The 18,572-nt window shown below is 53.9% G+C and carries 17 protein-coding genes; 15 read left to right on the top strand and 2 right to left on the bottom strand.

Going from position 1 to position 18,572, the window contains the following annotated elements; all coding sequences use genetic code 11:
- Positions 1-19: 19 nt before the first annotated feature.
- From QSV34_RS06515 to QSV34_RS06450, 14 genes are all read left to right on the top strand, one after another.
- Positions 20-1,414 (top strand): sigma-54-dependent transcriptional regulator, encoded by a 1,395-nt coding sequence (locus QSV34_RS06515; RefSeq protein ID WP_289153031.1) that lies wholly within the window; start codon positions 20-22, stop codon positions 1,412-1,414.
- A gap of 6 nt (positions 1,415-1,420) precedes the next feature.
- Positions 1,421-1,774 (top strand): flagellar hook-basal body complex protein FliE, encoded by a 354-nt coding sequence (gene fliE, locus QSV34_RS06510; RefSeq protein WP_289153030.1) that lies wholly within the window; start codon positions 1,421-1,423, stop codon positions 1,772-1,774.
- Positions 1,775-1,916: 142 nt separating this feature from the next.
- Positions 1,917-3,584 carry a flagellar basal-body MS-ring/collar protein FliF gene (gene fliF, locus QSV34_RS06505; protein WP_289153029.1) on the top strand — a complete coding sequence of 556 codons (1,668 nt, stop codon included), beginning with the start codon at positions 1,917-1,919 and terminating at the stop codon, positions 3,582-3,584.
- A gap of 234 nt (positions 3,585-3,818) precedes the next feature.
- Positions 3,819-4,463, top strand: a complete 645-nt coding sequence (locus QSV34_RS06500) for a FliH/SctL family protein (protein ID WP_289153027.1) — start codon at positions 3,819-3,821, stop codon at positions 4,461-4,463.
- Positions 4,464-4,507: 44 nt separating this feature from the next.
- The gene (gene fliI, locus QSV34_RS06495; RefSeq protein ID WP_289153150.1) at positions 4,508-5,830 is read left to right on the top strand and encodes a flagellar protein export ATPase FliI; all 1,323 of its coding nucleotides are present in this window, start codon (positions 4,508-4,510) and stop codon (positions 5,828-5,830) included.
- Positions 5,831-5,937: 107 nt separating this feature from the next.
- A complete protein-coding gene (gene fliJ, locus QSV34_RS06490; RefSeq protein ID WP_289153025.1) occupies positions 5,938-6,384 on the top strand; it encodes a flagellar export protein FliJ in 447 nt (148 codons plus the stop codon).
- Between the two features lie 320 nt (positions 6,385-6,704).
- Positions 6,705-7,067 carry a hypothetical protein gene (locus tag QSV34_RS06485; protein ID WP_289153023.1) on the top strand — a complete coding sequence of 121 codons (363 nt, stop codon included), beginning with the start codon at positions 6,705-6,707 and terminating at the stop codon, positions 7,065-7,067.
- A 493-nt stretch (positions 7,068-7,560) separates the two neighbouring features.
- Positions 7,561-7,893 carry a hypothetical protein gene (locus QSV34_RS06480; RefSeq protein ID WP_289153021.1) on the top strand — a complete coding sequence of 111 codons (333 nt, stop codon included), beginning with the start codon at positions 7,561-7,563 and terminating at the stop codon, positions 7,891-7,893.
- Positions 7,894-7,962: 69 nt separating this feature from the next.
- On the top strand, positions 7,963-8,367 hold the full coding sequence (locus tag QSV34_RS06475) for a peptidase associated/transthyretin-like domain-containing protein (protein WP_289153019.1): 405 nt from the start codon (positions 7,963-7,965) through the stop codon (positions 8,365-8,367).
- Positions 8,367-8,807 carry a hypothetical protein gene (locus tag QSV34_RS06470; protein WP_289153017.1) on the top strand — a complete coding sequence of 147 codons (441 nt, stop codon included), beginning with the start codon at positions 8,367-8,369 and terminating at the stop codon, positions 8,805-8,807. The genes QSV34_RS06475 and QSV34_RS06470 overlap by 1 nt, the downstream gene beginning before the upstream one ends.
- Before the next feature lie 80 nt (positions 8,808-8,887).
- Positions 8,888-9,250, top strand: a complete 363-nt coding sequence (locus tag QSV34_RS06465) for a DUF1801 domain-containing protein (protein ID WP_289153015.1) — start codon at positions 8,888-8,890, stop codon at positions 9,248-9,250.
- Positions 9,251-9,376: 126 nt separating this feature from the next.
- Positions 9,377-10,468 carry an efflux RND transporter periplasmic adaptor subunit gene (locus QSV34_RS06460; RefSeq protein ID WP_289153014.1) on the top strand — a complete coding sequence of 364 codons (1,092 nt, stop codon included), beginning with the start codon at positions 9,377-9,379 and terminating at the stop codon, positions 10,466-10,468.
- 4 nt (positions 10,469-10,472) lie between these two features.
- Positions 10,473-13,580, top strand: a complete 3,108-nt coding sequence (locus QSV34_RS06455) for an efflux RND transporter permease subunit (protein ID WP_289153013.1) — start codon at positions 10,473-10,475, stop codon at positions 13,578-13,580.
- Complete coding sequence (locus QSV34_RS06450; RefSeq protein WP_289153011.1) at positions 13,561-14,970, top strand: alpha/beta fold hydrolase; 1,410 nt, start codon at positions 13,561-13,563, stop codon at positions 14,968-14,970. The genes QSV34_RS06455 and QSV34_RS06450 overlap by 20 nt, the downstream gene beginning before the upstream one ends.
- Positions 14,971-15,058: 88 nt before the next feature.
- Here the strand turns inward: QSV34_RS06450 and QSV34_RS06445 are convergent, their stop codons facing one another.
- Complete coding sequence (locus QSV34_RS06445) at positions 15,059-15,811, bottom strand: methyltransferase family protein (protein ID WP_289153009.1); 753 nt, start codon at positions 15,809-15,811, stop codon at positions 15,059-15,061.
- A gap of 126 nt (positions 15,812-15,937) precedes the next feature.
- Here QSV34_RS06445 and QSV34_RS06440 point away from each other — a divergent pair, with 126 nt between their 5' ends.
- Positions 15,938-16,333 (top strand): DUF2846 domain-containing protein, encoded by a 396-nt coding sequence (locus QSV34_RS06440; protein WP_289153007.1) that lies wholly within the window; start codon positions 15,938-15,940, stop codon positions 16,331-16,333.
- A gap of 49 nt (positions 16,334-16,382) precedes the next feature.
- Here the strand turns inward: QSV34_RS06440 and QSV34_RS06435 are convergent, their stop codons facing one another.
- The gene (locus QSV34_RS06435) at positions 16,383-18,542 is read right to left on the bottom strand and encodes a M3 family metallopeptidase (RefSeq protein ID WP_289153005.1); all 2,160 of its coding nucleotides are present in this window, start codon (positions 18,540-18,542) and stop codon (positions 16,383-16,385) included.
- Positions 18,543-18,572 lie beyond the last annotated feature (30 nt).

Genomic DNA, 18,572 nt, shown 5'->3' with positions numbered 1-18,572 from the left:
TGAGAAAGGGGAAGTCACCATGATGCCAACTGCAAAAAAACTGACCTCGAAAGACCGTGCTCAAGTGTTGGTCGTAGAAGACGATGCCACGCTGCGCGAAGCCCTCTGCGATACTCTGGAATTTGCTGGTTTCAGCGTGCTCGCCTGCGATAACGGCAAATGCGCTCTGAACGTGTTGCGCAGCGAACGGGTCGGTTTGGTGGTCAGCGACGTACAGATGGCGGCGATGGATGGCCACACCTTGTTGCGCCAGGTGAAAAGCCGCTGGCCAGAATTGCCAGTGGTTCTGATGACCGCCTACGGCAGCATCGAACGGGCGGTGGAAGCCATGCGCGACGGCGCTGCCGACTACCTGGTCAAACCCTTTGAAGCGGAAGTGCTGGTGGAAATGGTCAGCCGTTTTATCGTTGACAGCAGCGCCCCCGCTGGCGATGTGGTGGCGGAAGACCCACGCACTCAACAGCTGATCGAGCTGGCTGGCCGGGTAGCCGGTTCCGATGCCACCGTTATGATCAGCGGTGAATCCGGCAGCGGTAAAGAAGTGTTTGCCCGCCTGATTCACAACCGCTCCCCACGGGCCGAAAAGCCCTTTGTCGCCATCAACTGCGCCGCCATCCCGGAAAGCATGTTGGAGTCCGTGCTCTTCGGTTACGAGAAGGGCGCCTTTACCGGTGCCTACCAGTCCCGCCCCGGCAAATTCGAACAAGCTCAGGGGGGCACTCTGCTGCTGGATGAAATTTCCGAAATGGATTTGGCGCTGCAGGCCAAACTGCTGCGGGTGTTGCAAGAGCGTGAAGTGGAGCGTTTGGGCAGCGACAAGCAAGTGACTCTGGATGTGCGGGTGCTGGCCACCACCAACCGCAATTTGCGGGAAGAAGTCAGTGCTGGGCGCTTCCGTGAAGACCTGTTCTACCGACTCAATGTATTCCCCCTGCAGCTGCCCCCGCTGCGGGATCGCCCCTTCGATATCGTGCCCATCGCAAAAAGTTTTGTGGAACGCTATGCCCCTGCCGGTTCAGGCATGCAATTTGCTGATGATACTGAGCAGGCACTGAGCCAGTACCCGTGGCCCGGCAATGTCAGGGAATTGGAGAACGTCATCCAGCGGGCATTGATACTGGCAGTGGGCAACGTGATTACCCCGGCCGACCTGCATTTTGAAGGCGCAGAGCCGGTACCCACACCAGTGGCCCCTGCGCCAATAACACCACAACCGGCCAACACTGATTTGGGTGGCGAGTTGGGTAACGAAATGAAAAATCGCGAACAGACATTGATTCTGGAAGCGCTGCAGGCGGAAAACGGTTGCCGCAAGGATGCCGCCGCCCGGCTGGGAATCAGCCCGCGTACACTGCGTTACAAACTGGCTAAGTTGCGAGAACAGGGGATAGCCATTCCAGGAATGGCAGCATAAGAGGGCATGACTGTGAACAATAACGTGGATATGAACCAAATGCTGGCGCAAATGCGAGTGCTGGCTAACGCTGCCCAAAGCGGTGCTGTGGAACAGAACCCGGTCGCTGGCCAGCCTCCCGTAGAAGGTGGCGAAAAACCGGATTTTGGCAAGATGCTGGCGGACAGCATTCAGTCGGTCAGCGACGCCCAGATGGAAGGTGGCGCCATGAAAAAAGCCTTCGACGCCGGTGATCCCGACCTGGAATTGCCGGAAGTGATGGTGGCCCTGCAAAAAGCCAGCCTGTCGTTTCAGGCCATGACTCAGGTGCGCAACAAACTGCTTTCTGCGTACCAGGAAGTGATGAATATGCAGGTCTGATACGTGAGATGAAAGACGGGAGACGAGAGACGGGGTACCGCATTTACGTCTCTCATCTCCCATTTCCCGTCTCACGAACAGCGCCCAGGTGCGAAGATATTTTCGCTTCGCTCGAAATAACAACAACTACGTAATAAAAACAATGGCAATCGTAGATACAGAAAAAGCAGCCCAACAATTCGGTGGTTTCAGCCGCTTGCCCCTGCTAAGGCAATTGGGGTTGATGGTGGGCCTGGCCGCCAGTGTGGCGCTGGGGGTTTGGGTGGTGAACTGGGCGCAGAGCCCGGACTACGTGCCCCTGTTTGGCAGCCTGTCATCCTCCGACGCCGCGGAGGTGGTGCAGGTATTGGAGCAGAGCGGTGTCACTTACCGGCTCAGCGGCAATACCGTTGCCATTCCGGCTGCTGATGTACACCGTATGCGCCTGCAGCTGGCCAGCCAGGGGGTGCCCCGTGGTGAGGCGGGGGGCGGTTTTGAATTGCTCGATCAGGAGCAACCTTTCGGCACCAGCAGCTTTATGGAAAAGGCTCGCTACAACCGCGCTTTGGAAGGAGAGCTGAGTCAATCCATCACCACCTTGGCCAGTGTACAGACCGCTCGCGTCCACTTGGCAGTACCCAAGCGCACGGTATTTACTCGCCGTGGTAACCAAGCCAGCGCGTCGGTATTGGTGAACCTGTACCCCGGCCGCAAACTCAACGACGCTCAGGTAGCAGGCATTGTTCACCTGGTGTCTTCCAGTATTCCCGGTATGGAATCAGATAATGTGTCGGTGGTGGATCAGCAGGGGCGCTTGCTCACCAGCAGCAATGGCAATTCCCAGCTGGCCGCCAGCTCCGAGCAATTTCGCTTTGTGCGCGATGTGGAGGCCACTTACTCCCGGCGCATTGTGGAATTGTTGACGCCCATGCTGGGGCCGGAAAAAGTCAGCGCCCAGGTGAGCGTAGATATGGACTTTACCGACCGGGAAGAAACCAGCGAAGTGTACGCTCCGGCCCCCGGTAACCGGGCGGTGCGCAGTGAGCAAACCCTGGAAGAAAACCGGGTCGGCAACAGTGGTGAGGGTGGTGTACCCGGTGCTGAATCTAATACCCCGCCGGAAGAAGGCGAAGAGTTGCTTGCGGCTGAAACACCGGCCGCCGCCCAGCCATCCAGCAGTACCCGTCGTGCCACCCGAAACTTCGAGGTGGATCGCACCATCAGCCACGAGCGCAAATCCCCCGGCGAAATCAATCGTCTGTCGGTGGCTGTAGTGGTCGATTACCGGGATGAAGTGGCCGAAGACGGCACAGTAAATCGAGTGCCCTTACCGGAAGAGGAAATGGGCCGTATCGAAGCGTTGGTGCGCGAGGCGGTGGGCTTTAACGAGGCCCGTGGCGACAGCGTCAATATCGTCAACAGCGCCTTCCGCCAGGAAGAAGCCCTGGAACCGCTGCCGGAGCCGGGCCTGATGGAAGACATTCTGCAAAACCCAATGTACGCCAGCTGGGGCAAGCAATTATTGGGCATTCTGGGGGTGGTGATTCTGATATTCGGCGTGCTCAAGCCGGTGCTGCGCAGCCTGGCCCAGGGCTCTGATGGCGGTGGCAGCAAAGCCCAGCAACTGACCGCTGCCAACGGCGAATTACAAGATGGCCAATTGGCGGAAGACCAGGTGACTCTCACTGGCAATACCGGTGTACTGCAACTGCCCGGCGGCCCCGCCATCAGCTACGAACAACAACTGGATATGGCCAAATCCATCGCCCGTGAAGACCCCAAACGGGTGGCCCAGGTGGTGAAAAGCTGGGTGGATGAGGTGCCGGGTTGAGTTTTATCACCGTAGGTGCCTGTGGGCAGTTTGCACTTCGTTAGAGTGGGTCGCACGCCGGACGTCGCACGTCTGACGCTGTTGGGCTTCGCCCAACAAAACCTGTTCAGTGCCACCCCGCAGCCGAAGGCTGCAGCGTGCGACTTGCGACGTTAGACGTGCGACCTGTAGCTACAAAGCTCGGAGTTTATCGCCCGTACCAAGAACGACAACAAACGCAAGCAACGAGACAAAATGTCAAAAATCCTTTCCGACAAAACCGGCGACTTCCAACGCTGGGTAGCCCCTTCCGTAGACGGCAACGATTCCGCCAACGACGAGTTGCCGGTTAACGCCGAAGAGCTGGAAGCGATCCAGCAGCAGGCCCACGCCAAGGGTTACCAAATGGGTCGCTGGGAAGGCATGAATTCCGGTCGTGAAGAATTGGAAGCTCAATGCGCTCGCCTCAAACAACTGATGGTTGGCCTCAGTCAACCATTGCAGCAGCTGGATCAGCAGGTGGAAAAAGAGCTGGTGTTGTTGGCAGGGGCCATGGCCAGTCAGTTGGTGCAACGGGAAATCGCCACCGACCCCAGTGTGCTCAATGAGGCAGTGCAAGGGGCAGTAAATATTCTGCAAAGTAGCGCCCGGCGAGTGGATGTGCACTTGTCACCGGAAGATGCGGCTCTGGTGGGTGATAGCCTGAAATCCCCGGATGCGGAGCAAAGTTGGCACTTGGTTTCTGACCCTTCTCTAAAAGGTGGCGACGTAATCGTTAAAGCCGACAACACCTTTGTGGACGCTAGCCTGCGCACCCGCCTTAACCAGTTAATTGCCGATATGTTGAAAGTGGACGTGGATGATGTGGATCGCACACTCCACCCGGATGGTGAGGCGTGAGCGATACCGCCCGCAGCAGTCGCTGGAGCAGCTCCCTCGCAGAACTGCGCCAGCAAATTCGCACCCCGCAGCCGCTGGTGGAAGGTGAGGTTATCCGCATGGTGGGCCTGACTCTGGAGGCCGCCGGTTGCCAGGCGCCTATCGGCAGTTGTTGCCGGGTGGCGGTGGAGCAGGGCGCCGACATTTTTGCCGAAGTGGTGGGTTTTGCTGGTGACCGCCTCTATTTAATGCCCATCGGCGATATTCGCGGTATTCGCCCCGGCGCCCGGGTTATTCCCCTGGGGCAAGCCAGTGAAGTGTTTGTGGGCGACGCCCTGCTGGGCCGGGTGGTGAATGGCGCCGGCCACCCCATCGATGGCAACGGCCCAATCGATGGCGAAATCCACGTACCCCTGTTGGGCCAGAGCACCAACCCCCTGCAACGCAAACCCATTCGCGAACCGCTGGATACCGGTGTGCGCGCTATTAACTCGCTTCTCACCTTGGGGCGCGGTCAGCGTATCGGCCTGTTTGCTGGCAGTGGTGTGGGCAAATCTACTTTGCTGGGCATGATGACCCGCTACACCAACGCCGATGTGGTGGTGGTGGGATTGATCGGTGAACGGGGCCGTGAGGTGCAGGAATTTGTCGCGGAAATTCTTGGCCCCCAGGGCATGCAGCGAGCGGTGGTGGTGGCCGCCCCGGCGGACGACTCCCCGCTGATGCGTATGCACGGCGCCTGGCGTGCCACTGCAATCGCCGAATATTTTCGTGCCCAGGGTTTAAACGTATTGCTGTTAATGGATTCTTTGACTCGCTTTGCCCAGGCTCAGAGAGAGATCGCTCTCGCCATCGGCGAGCCGCCGGTAACCAAAGGTTACCCGCCCTCGGTATTCGCCAAACTGCCGCAGCTAGTGGAGCGCGCCGGTAACACCGCCAGTGGTGGCACCATGACTGCGGTGTATACCGTGTTGGTGGATGGTGACGATCACAACGACCCGGTGGCAGATGCCGCCCGCGCCATTCTCGATGGCCACATTGTGCTCAGCCGCCAGATCGCCGAAAGCGGCCGCTACCCGGCCATTGATGTGGAAGCCTCCATCAGCCGCATTATGCCCAGCATCGTCGATGCCAATAACCTGCAACTGGCGCGGCGCTTTAAATCCATTTACTCCACCTATGAACAGAATCGTGACCTGATCAGTGTGGGCGCCTACCAGCCTGGTTCCGACCCACGCATCGACCAAGCCATTCGCTGTCAGCCCATGCTGGAAACCTTCCTCACACAGGAAGTTAACGACCCCGTGAATATGGCCAATAGTCAGCAGCAATTACAGCAGCTGTCGAGCCAGTGGCAGCAGGTGGTGCAGGAACCGCAACAACAGTAGCCCGGGTAAAGCGCAGCGGAACCCGGGAAGGTGCTCGGTACAATTTCTGGCCCCGGGTTCCGCTGCGCTTTACCCGGGCTACACTCTGGCAAGATTGAGCTTTAGTTATGAAAAAATCCCAACGCCTGCAAAAAATCTCCCAAGTGGCGGAAAACCGCGAACAGCAAAGTGGCCAGCAACTGACCCAAAGCCGCCACCACGCAGACGCGCAACAACAACAGCTGGTGCAACTGCGCCAATATCGGGACGAATACAAACAGCAATTCCAGCAACTGGGCGGCCAGGGTATCAATGCTCGTCAACTGGCGGACTTTCACAGCTTTCTCAACAAACTCAACGACGCTATAGGCCAGCAGGAACAGGCGGTAACCAACTCCCAACAAACCTTGGAAAACCATCACCAACTCTGGCTGGAAGCTCACCAGCGAGTAAAGGCCTTAAACAGGGCAGTCAACAAACGCCGCGCCGATGAAATTTATGCGGAAAATCGCAAAGAGCAGATGGCCAGCGATGAATATGGCCTGAGAGGAAGAGATAAAGAGTCTGTTTTTTAAGTAGGGCAGTAAACGCTTTTCAGAGTAAGCTTTTCTGGAAATTCGCATGCTCATTCTCGCATGCACGCTAGAAAATTCTCATGTATCCACTATAGGGTTTTTAAATTCTATAGATAACAAAGTGTTAGCATCTTTGTTTGGAGAATATCGAGACCCTCGCTATGATTGTTTTCGAGACCCCTCATATATACCCAAAGGGAATTTGGCGTCCTGAAAAAAATCTTTCTGGTTGAGCAGGTTATGAATAGATAAGGGACAATCTTATTAAGCAAAGCGCGCATGCGTGATATACAAATGTTATGGGTTAATGGAGTGGCGTTTTGAATAGAAGGAAAGAACTGGATTTAAGATATATCCAGGGAACTTCAGTGGCTTTGTTGCCTGTATGGTGCGCTGCTTTATTCACAAGTGACTATCCAGCCTATATAGGCTTTATCTCAATTATACTTGGAGTGTATATTTCTGTGCGTATCGCCAGCTCGTTAAAGATCGTGTACATGAAAACTAAGGCTGGCTCATGGGTGTTCTTCGTATCCGGCATAGTTTCAATGTTGGCGTATACTACCTTTTCAAAAAATAATCACATAAATATTGATAGCGAATATTTATTTATTTTATTCGCTTTTCTTCCACTTATATCAGCTCAGGTATATTTGTATGCAGCGAATTCAAACAACCCATAACCAGGTGCAGTACACCGCGGCTACGCCGCTTGGACGCCGCAAGCGGCGCCCATGTGCACAGCGTTAGCTTGAATCGGAGCTTAGGTGACATGAAATGGATAGCATATAGAATTGTCAGCTCAATATTGTCTGTTCTATTGGTCGCAATATTTCTTAGGCTGCTGACAGCCTATATGTCATGGCCGGCATTTTTCTCGAACTTTGTTGGTGTTTTCATTGTTTTCTGGGTGGCCATGATAATAATGCTACCTGTTACCGAATATGCTTTAGCCAAAATTTCCAAGAAGTACAAAGATCGGTCTAGTCCATCCAAATTGATATTGGCAAGCATTATTTCAGCGCTTATAAGTTATATGTTTGTATTTAGTTTGTTTATTTATGGTGTGTAGTAGAGTGTTTTATTTCACGTGCCAAGCTAACAAGCAGCGGCACCAACGCACGCATGTGGGGTGGGCTCAGCACTGCGTTCTTCGCCGGTGCGCTGGGCGACTAGATGCAGAAATTTAACTTGATTCTTACGGTGCTTAAATGGGTGGGCTTTATTCTGGCGCCACTGCTGGTGCTTCTGATTGTGAATTCAATCTATGATTTATCTGCAGGGGCATGTAGTCTAGATCATGATTATGCGAAGAAAAAAGTAGAAAAATACCTGCAGCAGAAAAAGATGCCATTAGAATATTTGGTTTCTAAAATGACAAGCAATGAGAAGTGCAGTTATTCATTCATGTATGAAGGCGCTGGCGAAAAAATTCATTTTGTAGTAGTTGATGACTTTGTTCGCGGCCCAAAGCTAACAAAGTGGGATTTTAATGCTCAGGCTAAATAAAGCACATAACCAGGCAAAGCACATGGACGCCGCTCCGCGGCGCCCATGTGCACGGCATTAAGAGACAACATGAAATATTTAGCCATCGTTCTATCTCTTTTTTTGGTTGGCTGTGTTATCACAAAGAGTGCAGGTGGCTATGATATTTCTGGAGTGGTTGTAGAGTCAGCGACCAATAACCCTATTGAAGGGGTAACAGTATATTTGAAGTACAGTGCTGTCAGTTTCTGGGGAAGTCATTCTAAGGAAGTTGGATATACTCTTACCAATAAGTCTGGTGAATTTTATATATCTGCTGAAAAGGTGAGACTATGGGGTGGAACAGGTGGTGGGCTCGATGGCGCAGTACATGAATGGCCTACTGTTTGGGTTGAAAAGGATGGGTATTTGTCGTCTGGTATAGACTTCATAGCTCCCTCCCTGGATAAATATCAAAATATGCAGATAAGAATTAAATCTAAAGGTAGCCAGTAATGCCTCTTAACAAGCATATGTTGATCGCCCTTCCAAGGATGGGGTGTTATACACGGGTTATGAGAAAGTACTTTTTATCATTCTTGTTAGTTTTATTGCCTTTTCAAATCCATGCTCTATCGATAGATAAAGGCCACATGCTGACTGCAGAAGAAATGGCTAATTTCGAAATAACTATTCGATCTCTTCACAAGAGTGAGTCTGATTGGCATTACCTAAATATTGGTTCGAACAAATTTTGTAAAATAAATAAGGTTAACTTCGTACCTATTGGCCTGGATGAAACTGGAATTGAAGTTCAAACTATCTATGATAGTTCAGATTATTTCGCAAGTGTTCGTAGTAAAAAATACATACACGCATTCTTTGTAATTTATTGTGAAGATTTCAATAAAGATTACGGTACAAGAATCTTCAAAATAAGATTAGATAAGCAGTAATGTATAACAAAGCGATTCAAAATCGGACTGCCTGCACGTTGTTTCGGTAGCCCATTAAATAGTCGTTGGACATACAATAAATGACTACAAAAACTATCCAGGCACTGTTAGATGATATTCGTCTTCTTGGCGAAGAGCAGCATTCTTTGGTCACGCTGTTTCGCGAATTAGTGAAAGATAGTATTTCGCCTGTCTCAGAGGAAGTTAAATATGGTGGCATAATTTTCTCGTCAGGGGAGCAATTTTGCGGTGTTTTCGCGTACAAAAAACATGTGTCTGTAGAATTTAGTCAAGGAGCGAAAATTACGGATACTCTTGGCTATCTCGAAGGTAAGGGTAAGGGCCGTAGGCACATAAAGCTGTACTCGATAGAGGATATAAAGATCAAGCATTTAGCGGAGTATCTTCCATTGTCATTAGTGGCAGCCAAGACTAATGCCTAACAACGTGCGGCAGTTTGATAGCATTACCCCAGCAGCTCCCCCACCACAAAAACCTAATCTCCCTCCAACAACGGCTAATTCCCCCCATCTCTGCTAATCTTGGGGAAATAACTCTCAGGCCGTGCCATGAAAAAAACAATAATGACGTTAGTTGCCCTGGCTCTTGTGGCTGCGGTGCTGGTTTGGCAGCCATGGCAACAGGGCGGCGCTAAAGCCAAAGCCAGCAAACCTTCGCGGGCGGTTCCGGTGACTGTGGTAGCCGCTGAGCAGCGGCCGTTCAGTTTAAAAACTCAGGCGCTGGGAACTCTGTCCTCTCGGGAATCGGTAGCCATTACCGCTAATGTTTCCGAAAAAGTCGCCAGCATTCATTTTGAAGATGGCCAGCGGGTTGAGCGCGGCGATATTCTGGTGATGCTTGAGCAGGGCGAAGAACAGGCTCAATTGTCCCTTGCCAATATTGAGCTGGCGGATCAGCAGCGGGAAACCAAGCATTTGGAAAAACTGCGTCAGAGCAATTCCATTTCCCAGAACGTGCTGGATGCCCGCCGTACCCAGCTGGAAGCGGCCAGGCAGCGCATTCGCGAGGTGCAGGCCAGTATTCAGGATCGCACTTTAAAGGCACCGTTCAGCGGTGTGTTGGGGCTGCGCCGGGTGAGTCCCGGTGCGCTGGTGTCGCCGGGCACCCTGATTGTTACCCTGGATGACGTCACCACCATGAAGCTGGATTTTTCTGTACCCGCCATTTACTTGTCAGTACTGCAGGAAGGCATGGATATCGCCGTCACCGCCAGGGTGTTTGAAGGCCGGCGCTTCAGCGGCCAGGTAACCACCATTGATTCCCGTATCGACCCGGTGAGTCGCTCCATACAGGTGCGCGCTCAATTACCCAACCCCGATGGCCTGCTGAAGCCGGGCATGTTGATGGAGGTAGAGCTGGTCAAAGAGCAACAGCTGTCCATCGTGTTGCCGGAAGTGACTGTTGTGTCACTACAAGATCGCCACTTTGTGTTGGTGGTGTCGGAAAACGACGGTGGCAAATGGGTGGCCAATCGCCGTGATGTCAAAATCGGAGGCCGCGAATACGGGCTGGTGCAAGTGTTGGCTGGCCTGGAAGCGGGCGAACAAGTGGTATTGGAAGGGGTTAACCGGGTGCGCACGGGCAGCGCGGTGACCATTAAACAGGCGGCGAACGCTGAATCACCTGGAACCGGGGAGTAGGGTAGTGTGGCTTTCTGATACCTCAGTTTCCCGGCCAGTGTTTGCCATGGTCATCAGCATCTTGCTGGTGGTGTTTGGTCTGGTTTCCTTCGACCGATTGTCTTTGCGCCAATATCCCAATGTGGATCGCCCGGTGGTGTCGGTACGCACGGATTACACCGGTGCCTCGGCGGCGGTGGTGGAAACCCGCGTCACCAAGGTTATTGAAGATCGCATTGCTGGTATCGAAGGCATTCGCACGATTACCTCCACCAGCCGCGACGGCCGCTCCGACATAAACATTGAGTTCCAGGCTGGCCGGCCCATCGACGAAGCCGCCAACGATGTGCGCGACCAGGTGTCCCGTGTCACCGGCAACCTGCCGGAAGAAAGTTCGCCGCCGGAAGTGAGCAAAGCCGCCGCCACCTCCAGCACTATGATGTACATCGGCCTCACCAGTACGGAAATGTCCATTCTGGAACTGACGGATTACGCTCGCCGCTATTTGGTGGACCGCCTGTCTGTGGTGGAGGGTGTGGCCAGGGTGCGCCTGATCGGTGAACTGGAATACTCCATGCGCATCTGGCTGGACAGGGAAAAGCTGGCGGCTCGTAACCTCACGGTCAGGGATATTGAAACCGCCTTGCGGGCGGAAAATATCGAACTGCCCGCCGGTAATATCGAATCCGCCCAGCGGGATTTTACTGTGCGCATTGAGCGCAGTTACAAAACCGCCACAGACTTTGCCGAGTTGGTGATTAGCCAGGGTGATCAAGGTTATCTGGTGCGTCTGGGGGATGTGGCCAGGGTGGAGGTGGCACCGGTAGAGAGTCGCCGTTTCAGTCGGGTCAATGGCAGGCCCAATGTCTCTATGGGAGTGGTGCCCCAGAGTACCGCCAACTCCCTGGATGTTTCCAACGGCGTTTACGCCCGCCTTGATGAACTGCGGCAATCCCTGCCAGAGCATATGGAGCTGGCGGTTGGTTACGACCGCTCCACCTTTGTGGATAGCGCCATCAATGAGGTGTATCGGACTCTGTTGATCGCCGCGCTGATGGTTGTGGTGGTTATCTGGGTATTTCTGGGTGACCGCCGTGCCACTCTGGTGCCCACCGTTACCGTGCCAGTATCGATTATCGCCACCTTTATTGTGCTGTACGCCTTCGGTTATACCCTCAACCTGTTGACCCTGCTGGCTCTGGTATTGGCGATTGGCCTGGTGGTGGACGATGGCATTGTGGTGTTGGAAAACATTCACCGCCGCATTCGCCAAGGGGAGCCGCCGTTGCTGGCCGCCTATCGCGGTACCCGCCAGGTTGGCTTTGCGGTGATCGCCACCACGTTGGTACTGGTGGCGGTATTTATTCCCATTACCCTGTCCCAGGGCAGTACCGGGCGTTTGTTTGGCGAGTTTGCGGTTACCCTGACGGCGGCGGTGGTGCTGTCGAGCTTGGTGGCGCTGACTTTGTGCCCGGTGTTATGCAGCAAATTACTGAAAAAAGAAAATTCACAAACCACCGCTGATCAGAACGGCAAGCAGCGCTTTTCCAAAATGACGGGAGTCTATCGAAAGGCGTTGGCTGCAGTGATTGCCCGGCCGCGGCGAATGCTGGTGATCTACCTGTTTCTGGCGGGGCTGATTGCGCTGTTCTATGTGAAAGTGCCCATGGAATTTGTGCCTCGTGAAGATCGCGGTGTGCTGATGATCTTTGCTCAGGGGCCGGAGGGTACCTCCTACGAATACAACCGCAAGTACATGGAACAGATTCAGGAGCGCCTGATGCCCATGGTGGAGAGCGGTGTTATCGAGCGCCTGCTGATTTCGGCTCCCCGGCATTTTGGCCAGGGGGATACGTTCAACAGCGGCTTTATTGTACTGGTACCTGGCGATTGGTCGTCCGGGCGCCCCAGTGTCACCGAATTGCGAACCGAAGTGCGCAAACGCATCGCCGATATTTCCGGGGTACGGGCACCGGTGATTTTGCCCCAGGGGTTGCGCACTGGCTCCCGCAAACCGCTGAGTTTTGTGATTGGTGGCGGCAACTACCAGGACTTGGCTCAGTGGCGGGACACTCTGCTGGATAAGATCGCCGAGAACCCCAAATTGTCGTCAGTCAGCCACGATTATCAGGAAACCCGGCCACAGTTGCGGGTATCCATCGACCGCGACCGCGCCGGTGACCTGGGGGTATCGGTGGCCAACATCAGCCGCACCCTGGAAACGTTTTTGGGCTCGCGCAAAGTCACCACCTTTCTGTATGAAGGCGAGCAATACAATGTGATTCTGGAAGGGGAGAAATCCCATCAGCGCACCGCCCTGGATATGACCAATATCTTTGTGCGCTCCGAACGCAGCCAACAACTGATTCCCCTGGCCAACCTGGTAACCATCAGCGAAATGGCTGGCGCCGAATCCCTCAACCGCTACAACCGCCTGCGCGCTATTACTCTGGAAGCGAACCTGGCAGACGGCTACAGTCTGGGGGCGGCGCTGGACTTTATGGACGGCCTGGCGCGGGATCATTTGCCCGCTGGCGTGAATGTGGATTACAAAGGCGATTCCATGGAATTTCGCCGCGCCGGAGAGGCCGGCGGCTTTGTGTTCGTGCTGTCGTTGATGGTGGTGTTTCTGGTGCTGGCGGCCCAGTTCGAAAGTTTTATTCACCCCTTTGTGATTATGTTGGCGGTTCCCCTGGCGGTGTTGGGGGCACTGGCGGGATTGTACTTTACCGGCCAGACCCTCAATCTCTACAGCCAGATAGGCATATTGATGCTGGTGGGGTTGGCGGCCAAAAACGGTATTTTGCTGGTGGAATTTGTCAATCAGTTGCGGGATCAGGGCATGGAATTTGAGGAGGCTCTGATCGAAGCCTGCCAGGTGCGCCTGCGCCCCATTGTGATGACTGCCATCACCACGGTTGTCGGTGCCATTCCACTGGTGATGGCCAGCGGCGCCGGTGCGGAAACCCGCTATGTGTTGGGAGTGGTGGTGATTTCCGGCGTGGCGGTAGCGACTTTCTTTACACTGTTTGTGGTGCCGCTGGCCTACCGATTATTCGCGCGCAACACCGGCTCACCGAAAGCAGTCAGCCGTAAATTGGAAGTGGAAATAAGTGCCCATCAAAACCAATAATTTTATGACGCCAAAAATTCGTTTTTTTACTGATAGTGGAGGCCACAACGTGGCCTATGCAGTGCAGGGCGAGGAAAGCAGCGGCAAGCCGTGGTTGGTGTGCCCCGCCTGGTGGGTGAGCCATCTGGAACTGGATTGGCAAAGTGATGCCTTTCAGGAATTCTTTAACACCCTGGCACAGCATTTCACTGTAGTGCGTTTTGACCGCCCCGGCACAGGCCTCAGTGATCGCGAGCGTCGGCAGTTCGATTTGCGCAGTGAAGCGGATACCCTGGCCAGCCTGATCGAGCATCTGAACATAGAACAGTGCACCTTGCTGGCCAATTCCTGCGCCGGGCCACCGGCCATTGTTTACAGCGCAGAAAACCCTGAACGGGTAGCAAAGCTGGTGTTTATCGGCTCTTACGCCAATGGCGAAAACCTGACAAAACCCGAGATACAGCAGGTGATGTGTGATCTGGTAAGGGCCAGTTGGGGGCTGGGCTCACGCACCTTGTCAGATATTTTTGACCCCAATATGTCCAAGCAGGAAGTGGAACGTCACAGCGGCTTGCAACGCAAATCCGCCAGCGCCGAGATGGCGGCACAGTTACTGCAATTGTCGTTTGATATGGACGCCAGAGAGTGGCTGTCGAAAGTCACCGCGCCCGCCTTGGTAGTACATCGCCAAAAAGACCACGCCATTCCCTTTGAAGCGGGCCGGGAGTTGGCCAGCGGCTTGTTGGATGCGCATTTGCAATTGCTGAGCGGCGTCACCCACGCCCCCTGGATGGGTGAACTTCAGGAAGTACTGCAGCCAGTACTGGAATTTCTGGTGCCCTCCGATGCGCCGCAAGTGACTGCATCGAATATTGAAAATACTCAGCAATTTATTCGCAACGGCGATGTGTGGGCACTGACGTTTGCGGGCAAAACCATTCATATAAAAAATGCCCGCGGCCTGAACGATTTGCATCAGTTGCTCAGCGCGCCGGGCAAAGAGTTGCACGTCAATGTGCTGGCGGGAGAGGGCGAGGCAGCACCGCAGGAACAGAGTATCGATACTCTGGATCAGCAAGCGCTGCTGGCCTACAAAAATCGCTTGGCGGAAATTGACAGTGAGTTGGCTGATGATGGCCCTGAAAATACAGTGCAACAGCAACAACGGTTGCTGGAAGAACGGGACGCCCTGTTGCAGCAATTGCGCGAAGGAGTTGGCCTGGCAGGGCGCAAACGTGCCCTCAACGACCCCACCGAACGCAACCGCAAAGCGGTATCAGCGCGTATTAAATCCAGCATCGCAAAAATCAGTGACTCCCATTCGGAATTGGGGGAACACCTGAAAAACAGCGTCACCACGGGTACTTTTTGTTGTTACTCCCCGGCGTCGCCGCAAAAGTGGAATTTCTAAATACAACATCGTGGGTGTTTGTAGGGTGGATTAGCGCAGCGTAATCCACCGGTTATGCGGGAATGCTCGTGGATACGTCGCTTCGCGCCTAATTCACCCTACGTATCTTAGGCACACCAGGCACCAACATCGGCGTAGTCTTGCAATACTCCTGATACTTTTCTCCCAACTCAGCAGTCAGAGTCTTTTCTTCATGGCGCGTGCCCAGATACACATACACCGTCATCAATACCGCAAACAACAACCTTCCCCAGCTCATATCGGCAACTGCCCACAGGGAAATCAGCACACCGGTCATCATCGGGTGGCGAACCAATTTGTACAGCAGAGGGGTGACAAAAGAACTCTCTTTTGAGGGCAGGTTGCGCACTTGCTGGTAGGCCTGCTGCAAGCCGAAAAGATGCCAGTGGTTAATCAAAAATGTCGATACCAGTACCACCACCCAGCCAAATACATAAACACCTGATAACGTATAGCCGAGCACAGAGCCACTGGTTTGCCACAGCATGTGCGGTATTGGGCACCACAGCAAAATAATAGCGAAGGTCACAATCGCCACTGTCAGCACATAGGTGCTGCGCTCTACCGCAGGCGGAACAATCCGAACCCAGAACTTTTTAAAGGCTGGGTCGGCCATCACACTGTGCTGAAGCCCCCACAGCAACACCAGCAATGTGTTCCAGCCCATTGCCAGCAATGGCGACAGCTGCGGCGCGTAGGCGGAACCGCTATTAACGGTGACAGGCACCCACCAATCCGCCATAAATAAAATCAGAAATACCAGTGCAGCAACACCGGCCAGGTAACAGCAAATACTGTAGATCATCAGTAAAGCGCGCATTTTGAACCCTCTCTATTTTGTTCACTCTTTATAGTCGCCAGATTTTTTCTGGCGCGCTGCGCGATGGTTTCTGGCGCCTTTTGGTTGTTGACGAAATGTTAGTCCAACCACAAAAGGAGAAACACAATGAAAACTCAATTTCTGACTGGTGCCATTGCCGCTATGCTGTTCGCCGCTTCTGTATCTTCAGGCGTGCAGGCTGAAAATACCCAGAGTGCGATCATGGCGGAAGAGCCCAATGTAGTCATCTATCGCCCCAGCCAGCAAGCGATGTTGAGTTATATGGATTATCGCCTGTATTTGAATGGCAAGAGTCTGGGCAAACTTGCCCACGGAAAGCGCATGGAGTTACAACTGGCGCCAGGGCATTACCAGTTGATCGCGAACGACTCTGCAAAGAGTCAGCTGAAGTTTGAGGTAGAGGCTGGAAAAACCACGGTGGTTAAAACTGAGGTGGATTCGGCGCTGTGTATGCCGATGAGTGAAATGGGCAGCCCTGTTGTGGCTTCTACAAGTAAATAATATGGAATGGCCATCCCCGCCTGGGCGGGGATGGCGTGCTTGGAAGGCTTTATTCCTCACTAAACCCACGGCTTTTCAGCAGCGGGCCAATTTCCGGGTCACGGCCCCGGAAACGGCGATAGAGTTCGCCGGGGTCTTCGGTGCCACCGGTGGAGTACACGTGCTCCAACAAACGCTGGGCAGTTTCCTTATCGAAAACAGCGGTTTCTTTAAAGGCTTCAAAACCGTCGCTGTCCAGCACTTCTGACCAGATGTAGGAGTAGTAGCCTGCGGAATAGCCACCGGCAAATATGTGGGCGAAGTAGGTGCTGCGGTAGCGGGAAACAATTTCGGGAATTAAACCGTAGTTTTCCAATACCTCTGTTTCAAACGCGCGGGTGTCTGTCACTTCGCTGTCAATGCTGTGCCATGCCATATCCAACAGCGATGCCGCCAGGTATTCGGTGGTTTTAAAGCCCTGGTTGAAGGTGCTGGCTTTTTTCATTTTGGCAATCAGCTCGTCGGGAATCGCTTCCCCGGTCTTGTAGTGACGCGCGTATTGCTTCATGACTTCCGGGTGAGCGGCCCAGTGTTCGTACAGTTGGGCGGGGAATTCCACGTAGTCCCGCGGTGTGGAGGTGCCTGCCAGGCTGGGATAGTGGGCTTTCGACAGCAAGCCGTGCAGGGCGTGGCCGAATTCGTGGAAGATGGTGGTCACGTCGTTAAAAGACAGCAGCGCCGGGTCGTCACCAATGGGTGGGGTGTAGTTGCCCACGTTCATAATCAGCGGCGTGACAAAGTTGTTGTCCAGATTCGACTGGATGCGGAAGCTGGTCATCCAGGCGCCGCCGCGCTTGCTGGCGCGAGGGAAGAAGTCGCTGTAGAAAATCCCCAGGTGGTTGCCGTCTTTGTCTTTAACTTCGTAGGTGCGCACGTCTTCCTGGTATTTGGAAATACCGTCGATGGGTTTCACCTCTACGCCCCATAATTGCTTGGCGACATAGAATGCACCATCCACTACGTTTTCCAGTTGCAGGTAGGGTTTTATTTCTGCAGCGTCCAGATTGTATTTTTGTTTGCGCAGTTTCTCCGCGTAGTACCACCAGTCCCAGGACGCCAGTTTAAAGTGGCCATCTTCGGCGTCGATCACCGCTTGCATTTCTGCGCGTTCGCGCTCGGCCGTGGCCAGTGCGGGTTTCCACAACTGGTTCAACAGGTCATAAACGCCTCCGGCATTTTTGGCCATGTTTTCTTCCAGCACAAAGTCGGCGTGGTTGGCGTAGCCCAGCAGGTTGGCTTTTTGCAAACGCAGGTTGGCAATGCGGGCGACAATCTCGTTGCTGTCGTTGGCATTGCCCTGGTCGCCACGGGTGATGTAGCCGGTGTAGAGTTTTTCCCGCAGCTCGCGGTTTTCCGCGTAGCTCAGGAAGGGAATCATGCTGGGCTTGTCCAGGGTGAACACCCATTTGCCTTCCATGCCTCGGGCAGTGGCGGTTTGTGCAGCGGCTTGAACAACGCTGTCGGGCAGGCCGGCCAGGTCGTCGCTGTTGTCGATCACCAGTTGGAAGGCGTTACTTTCAGCCAGCAGGTTTTCGCGGAATTGCAGCGTCAACACAGACAGCTCTTTGTTGATGGTGCGCATCTGTTCTTTTTGCTCACCCACCAGATTGGCGCCACTGCGTAAAAAGCCTTTGTAACGTTTGTCCAGCAGGCGGCGTTGTTCGGTGGTGAGCTCCAGCGCGTCTTTCTGCTCGTACACCGCCTTCACGCGGGCGAACAGGTCGGCGTTCAGGTTGATGTTGTCGGAGTGGCTGCTGGTTATCGGTGCCAATTCTTTCGACAACGCTTGAATATCCGGGTTGGTGTGCGCCGAAGACAGGGCGTAAAACACGCGGCCGACTTTGGTGAGTAATTGGCCCGAACGTTCCAGCGCCACAATGGTGTTGTCGAAAGTTGGCGCATCCGGGTTGTCGATAATGGCTTGCACTTCAGCGGTGTGATCGGCCATGGCCTTTTCAAACGCAGGCAGGTAATGCTCGTGTTTGATGCGGCTAAAATCCGGTGATTCGAAAGGCGTTCCCCAATCGCTAAAGAAGGGATTGCCTGCTGTTGTTGCTTCTGGAGTTGCTTCTGGCTCTACGGTGGCCTGCTGATCGCTGCAAGCTGACAGGCCGATGGCCAGTGCCAGGGCAGTCAGTGCCAAGGGGAGGGTTGTTAATGTTTTTTTCATACCTGTTTCCTGATCAAGTGTTATGTATTT

The sequence above is a fragment of the Porticoccus sp. W117 genome, assembly GCF_030341905.1.
Taxonomy (GTDB): Bacteria; Pseudomonadota; Gammaproteobacteria; order Pseudomonadales; family Porticoccaceae; genus SCSIO-12696.
This window is presented reverse-complemented; position numbering and strand designations above follow the sequence as displayed.

Excerpts from the sequence above, each read along its gene's own strand:
- QSV34_RS06515 (WP_289153031.1), top strand. The coding sequence starts at position 20 with ATGATGCCAACTGCAAAAAAACTGACCTCGAAAGACCGTGCTCAAGTG.
- QSV34_RS06480 (WP_289153021.1), top strand. The coding sequence starts at position 7,561 with ATGCAGAAATTTAACTTGATTCTTACGGTGCTTAAATGGGTGGGCTTT.
- QSV34_RS06475 (WP_289153019.1), top strand. The coding sequence starts at position 7,963 with ATGAAATATTTAGCCATCGTTCTATCTCTTTTTTTGGTTGGCTGTGTT.
- fliE (WP_289153030.1), top strand. The coding sequence starts at position 1,421 with ATGACTGTGAACAATAACGTGGATATGAACCAAATGCTGGCGCAAATG.
- QSV34_RS06500 (WP_289153027.1), top strand. The coding sequence starts at position 3,819 with ATGTCAAAAATCCTTTCCGACAAAACCGGCGACTTCCAACGCTGGGTA.
- QSV34_RS06460 (WP_289153014.1), top strand. The coding sequence starts at position 9,377 with ATGAAAAAAACAATAATGACGTTAGTTGCCCTGGCTCTTGTGGCTGCG.
- QSV34_RS06465 (WP_289153015.1), top strand. The coding sequence starts at position 8,888 with ATGACTACAAAAACTATCCAGGCACTGTTAGATGATATTCGTCTTCTT.
- fliJ (WP_289153025.1), top strand. The coding sequence starts at position 5,938 with ATGAAAAAATCCCAACGCCTGCAAAAAATCTCCCAAGTGGCGGAAAAC.
- QSV34_RS06470 (WP_289153017.1), top strand. The coding sequence starts at position 8,367 with ATGCCTCTTAACAAGCATATGTTGATCGCCCTTCCAAGGATGGGGTGT.
- fliF (WP_289153029.1), top strand. The coding sequence starts at position 1,917 with ATGGCAATCGTAGATACAGAAAAAGCAGCCCAACAATTCGGTGGTTTC.
- QSV34_RS06445 (WP_289153009.1), bottom strand. The coding sequence starts at position 15,811 with ATGCGCGCTTTACTGATGATCTACAGTATTTGCTGTTACCTGGCCGGT.
- QSV34_RS06435 (WP_289153005.1), bottom strand. The coding sequence starts at position 18,542 with ATGAAAAAAACATTAACAACCCTCCCCTTGGCACTGACTGCCCTGGCA.
- QSV34_RS06440 (WP_289153007.1), top strand. The coding sequence starts at position 15,938 with ATGAAAACTCAATTTCTGACTGGTGCCATTGCCGCTATGCTGTTCGCC.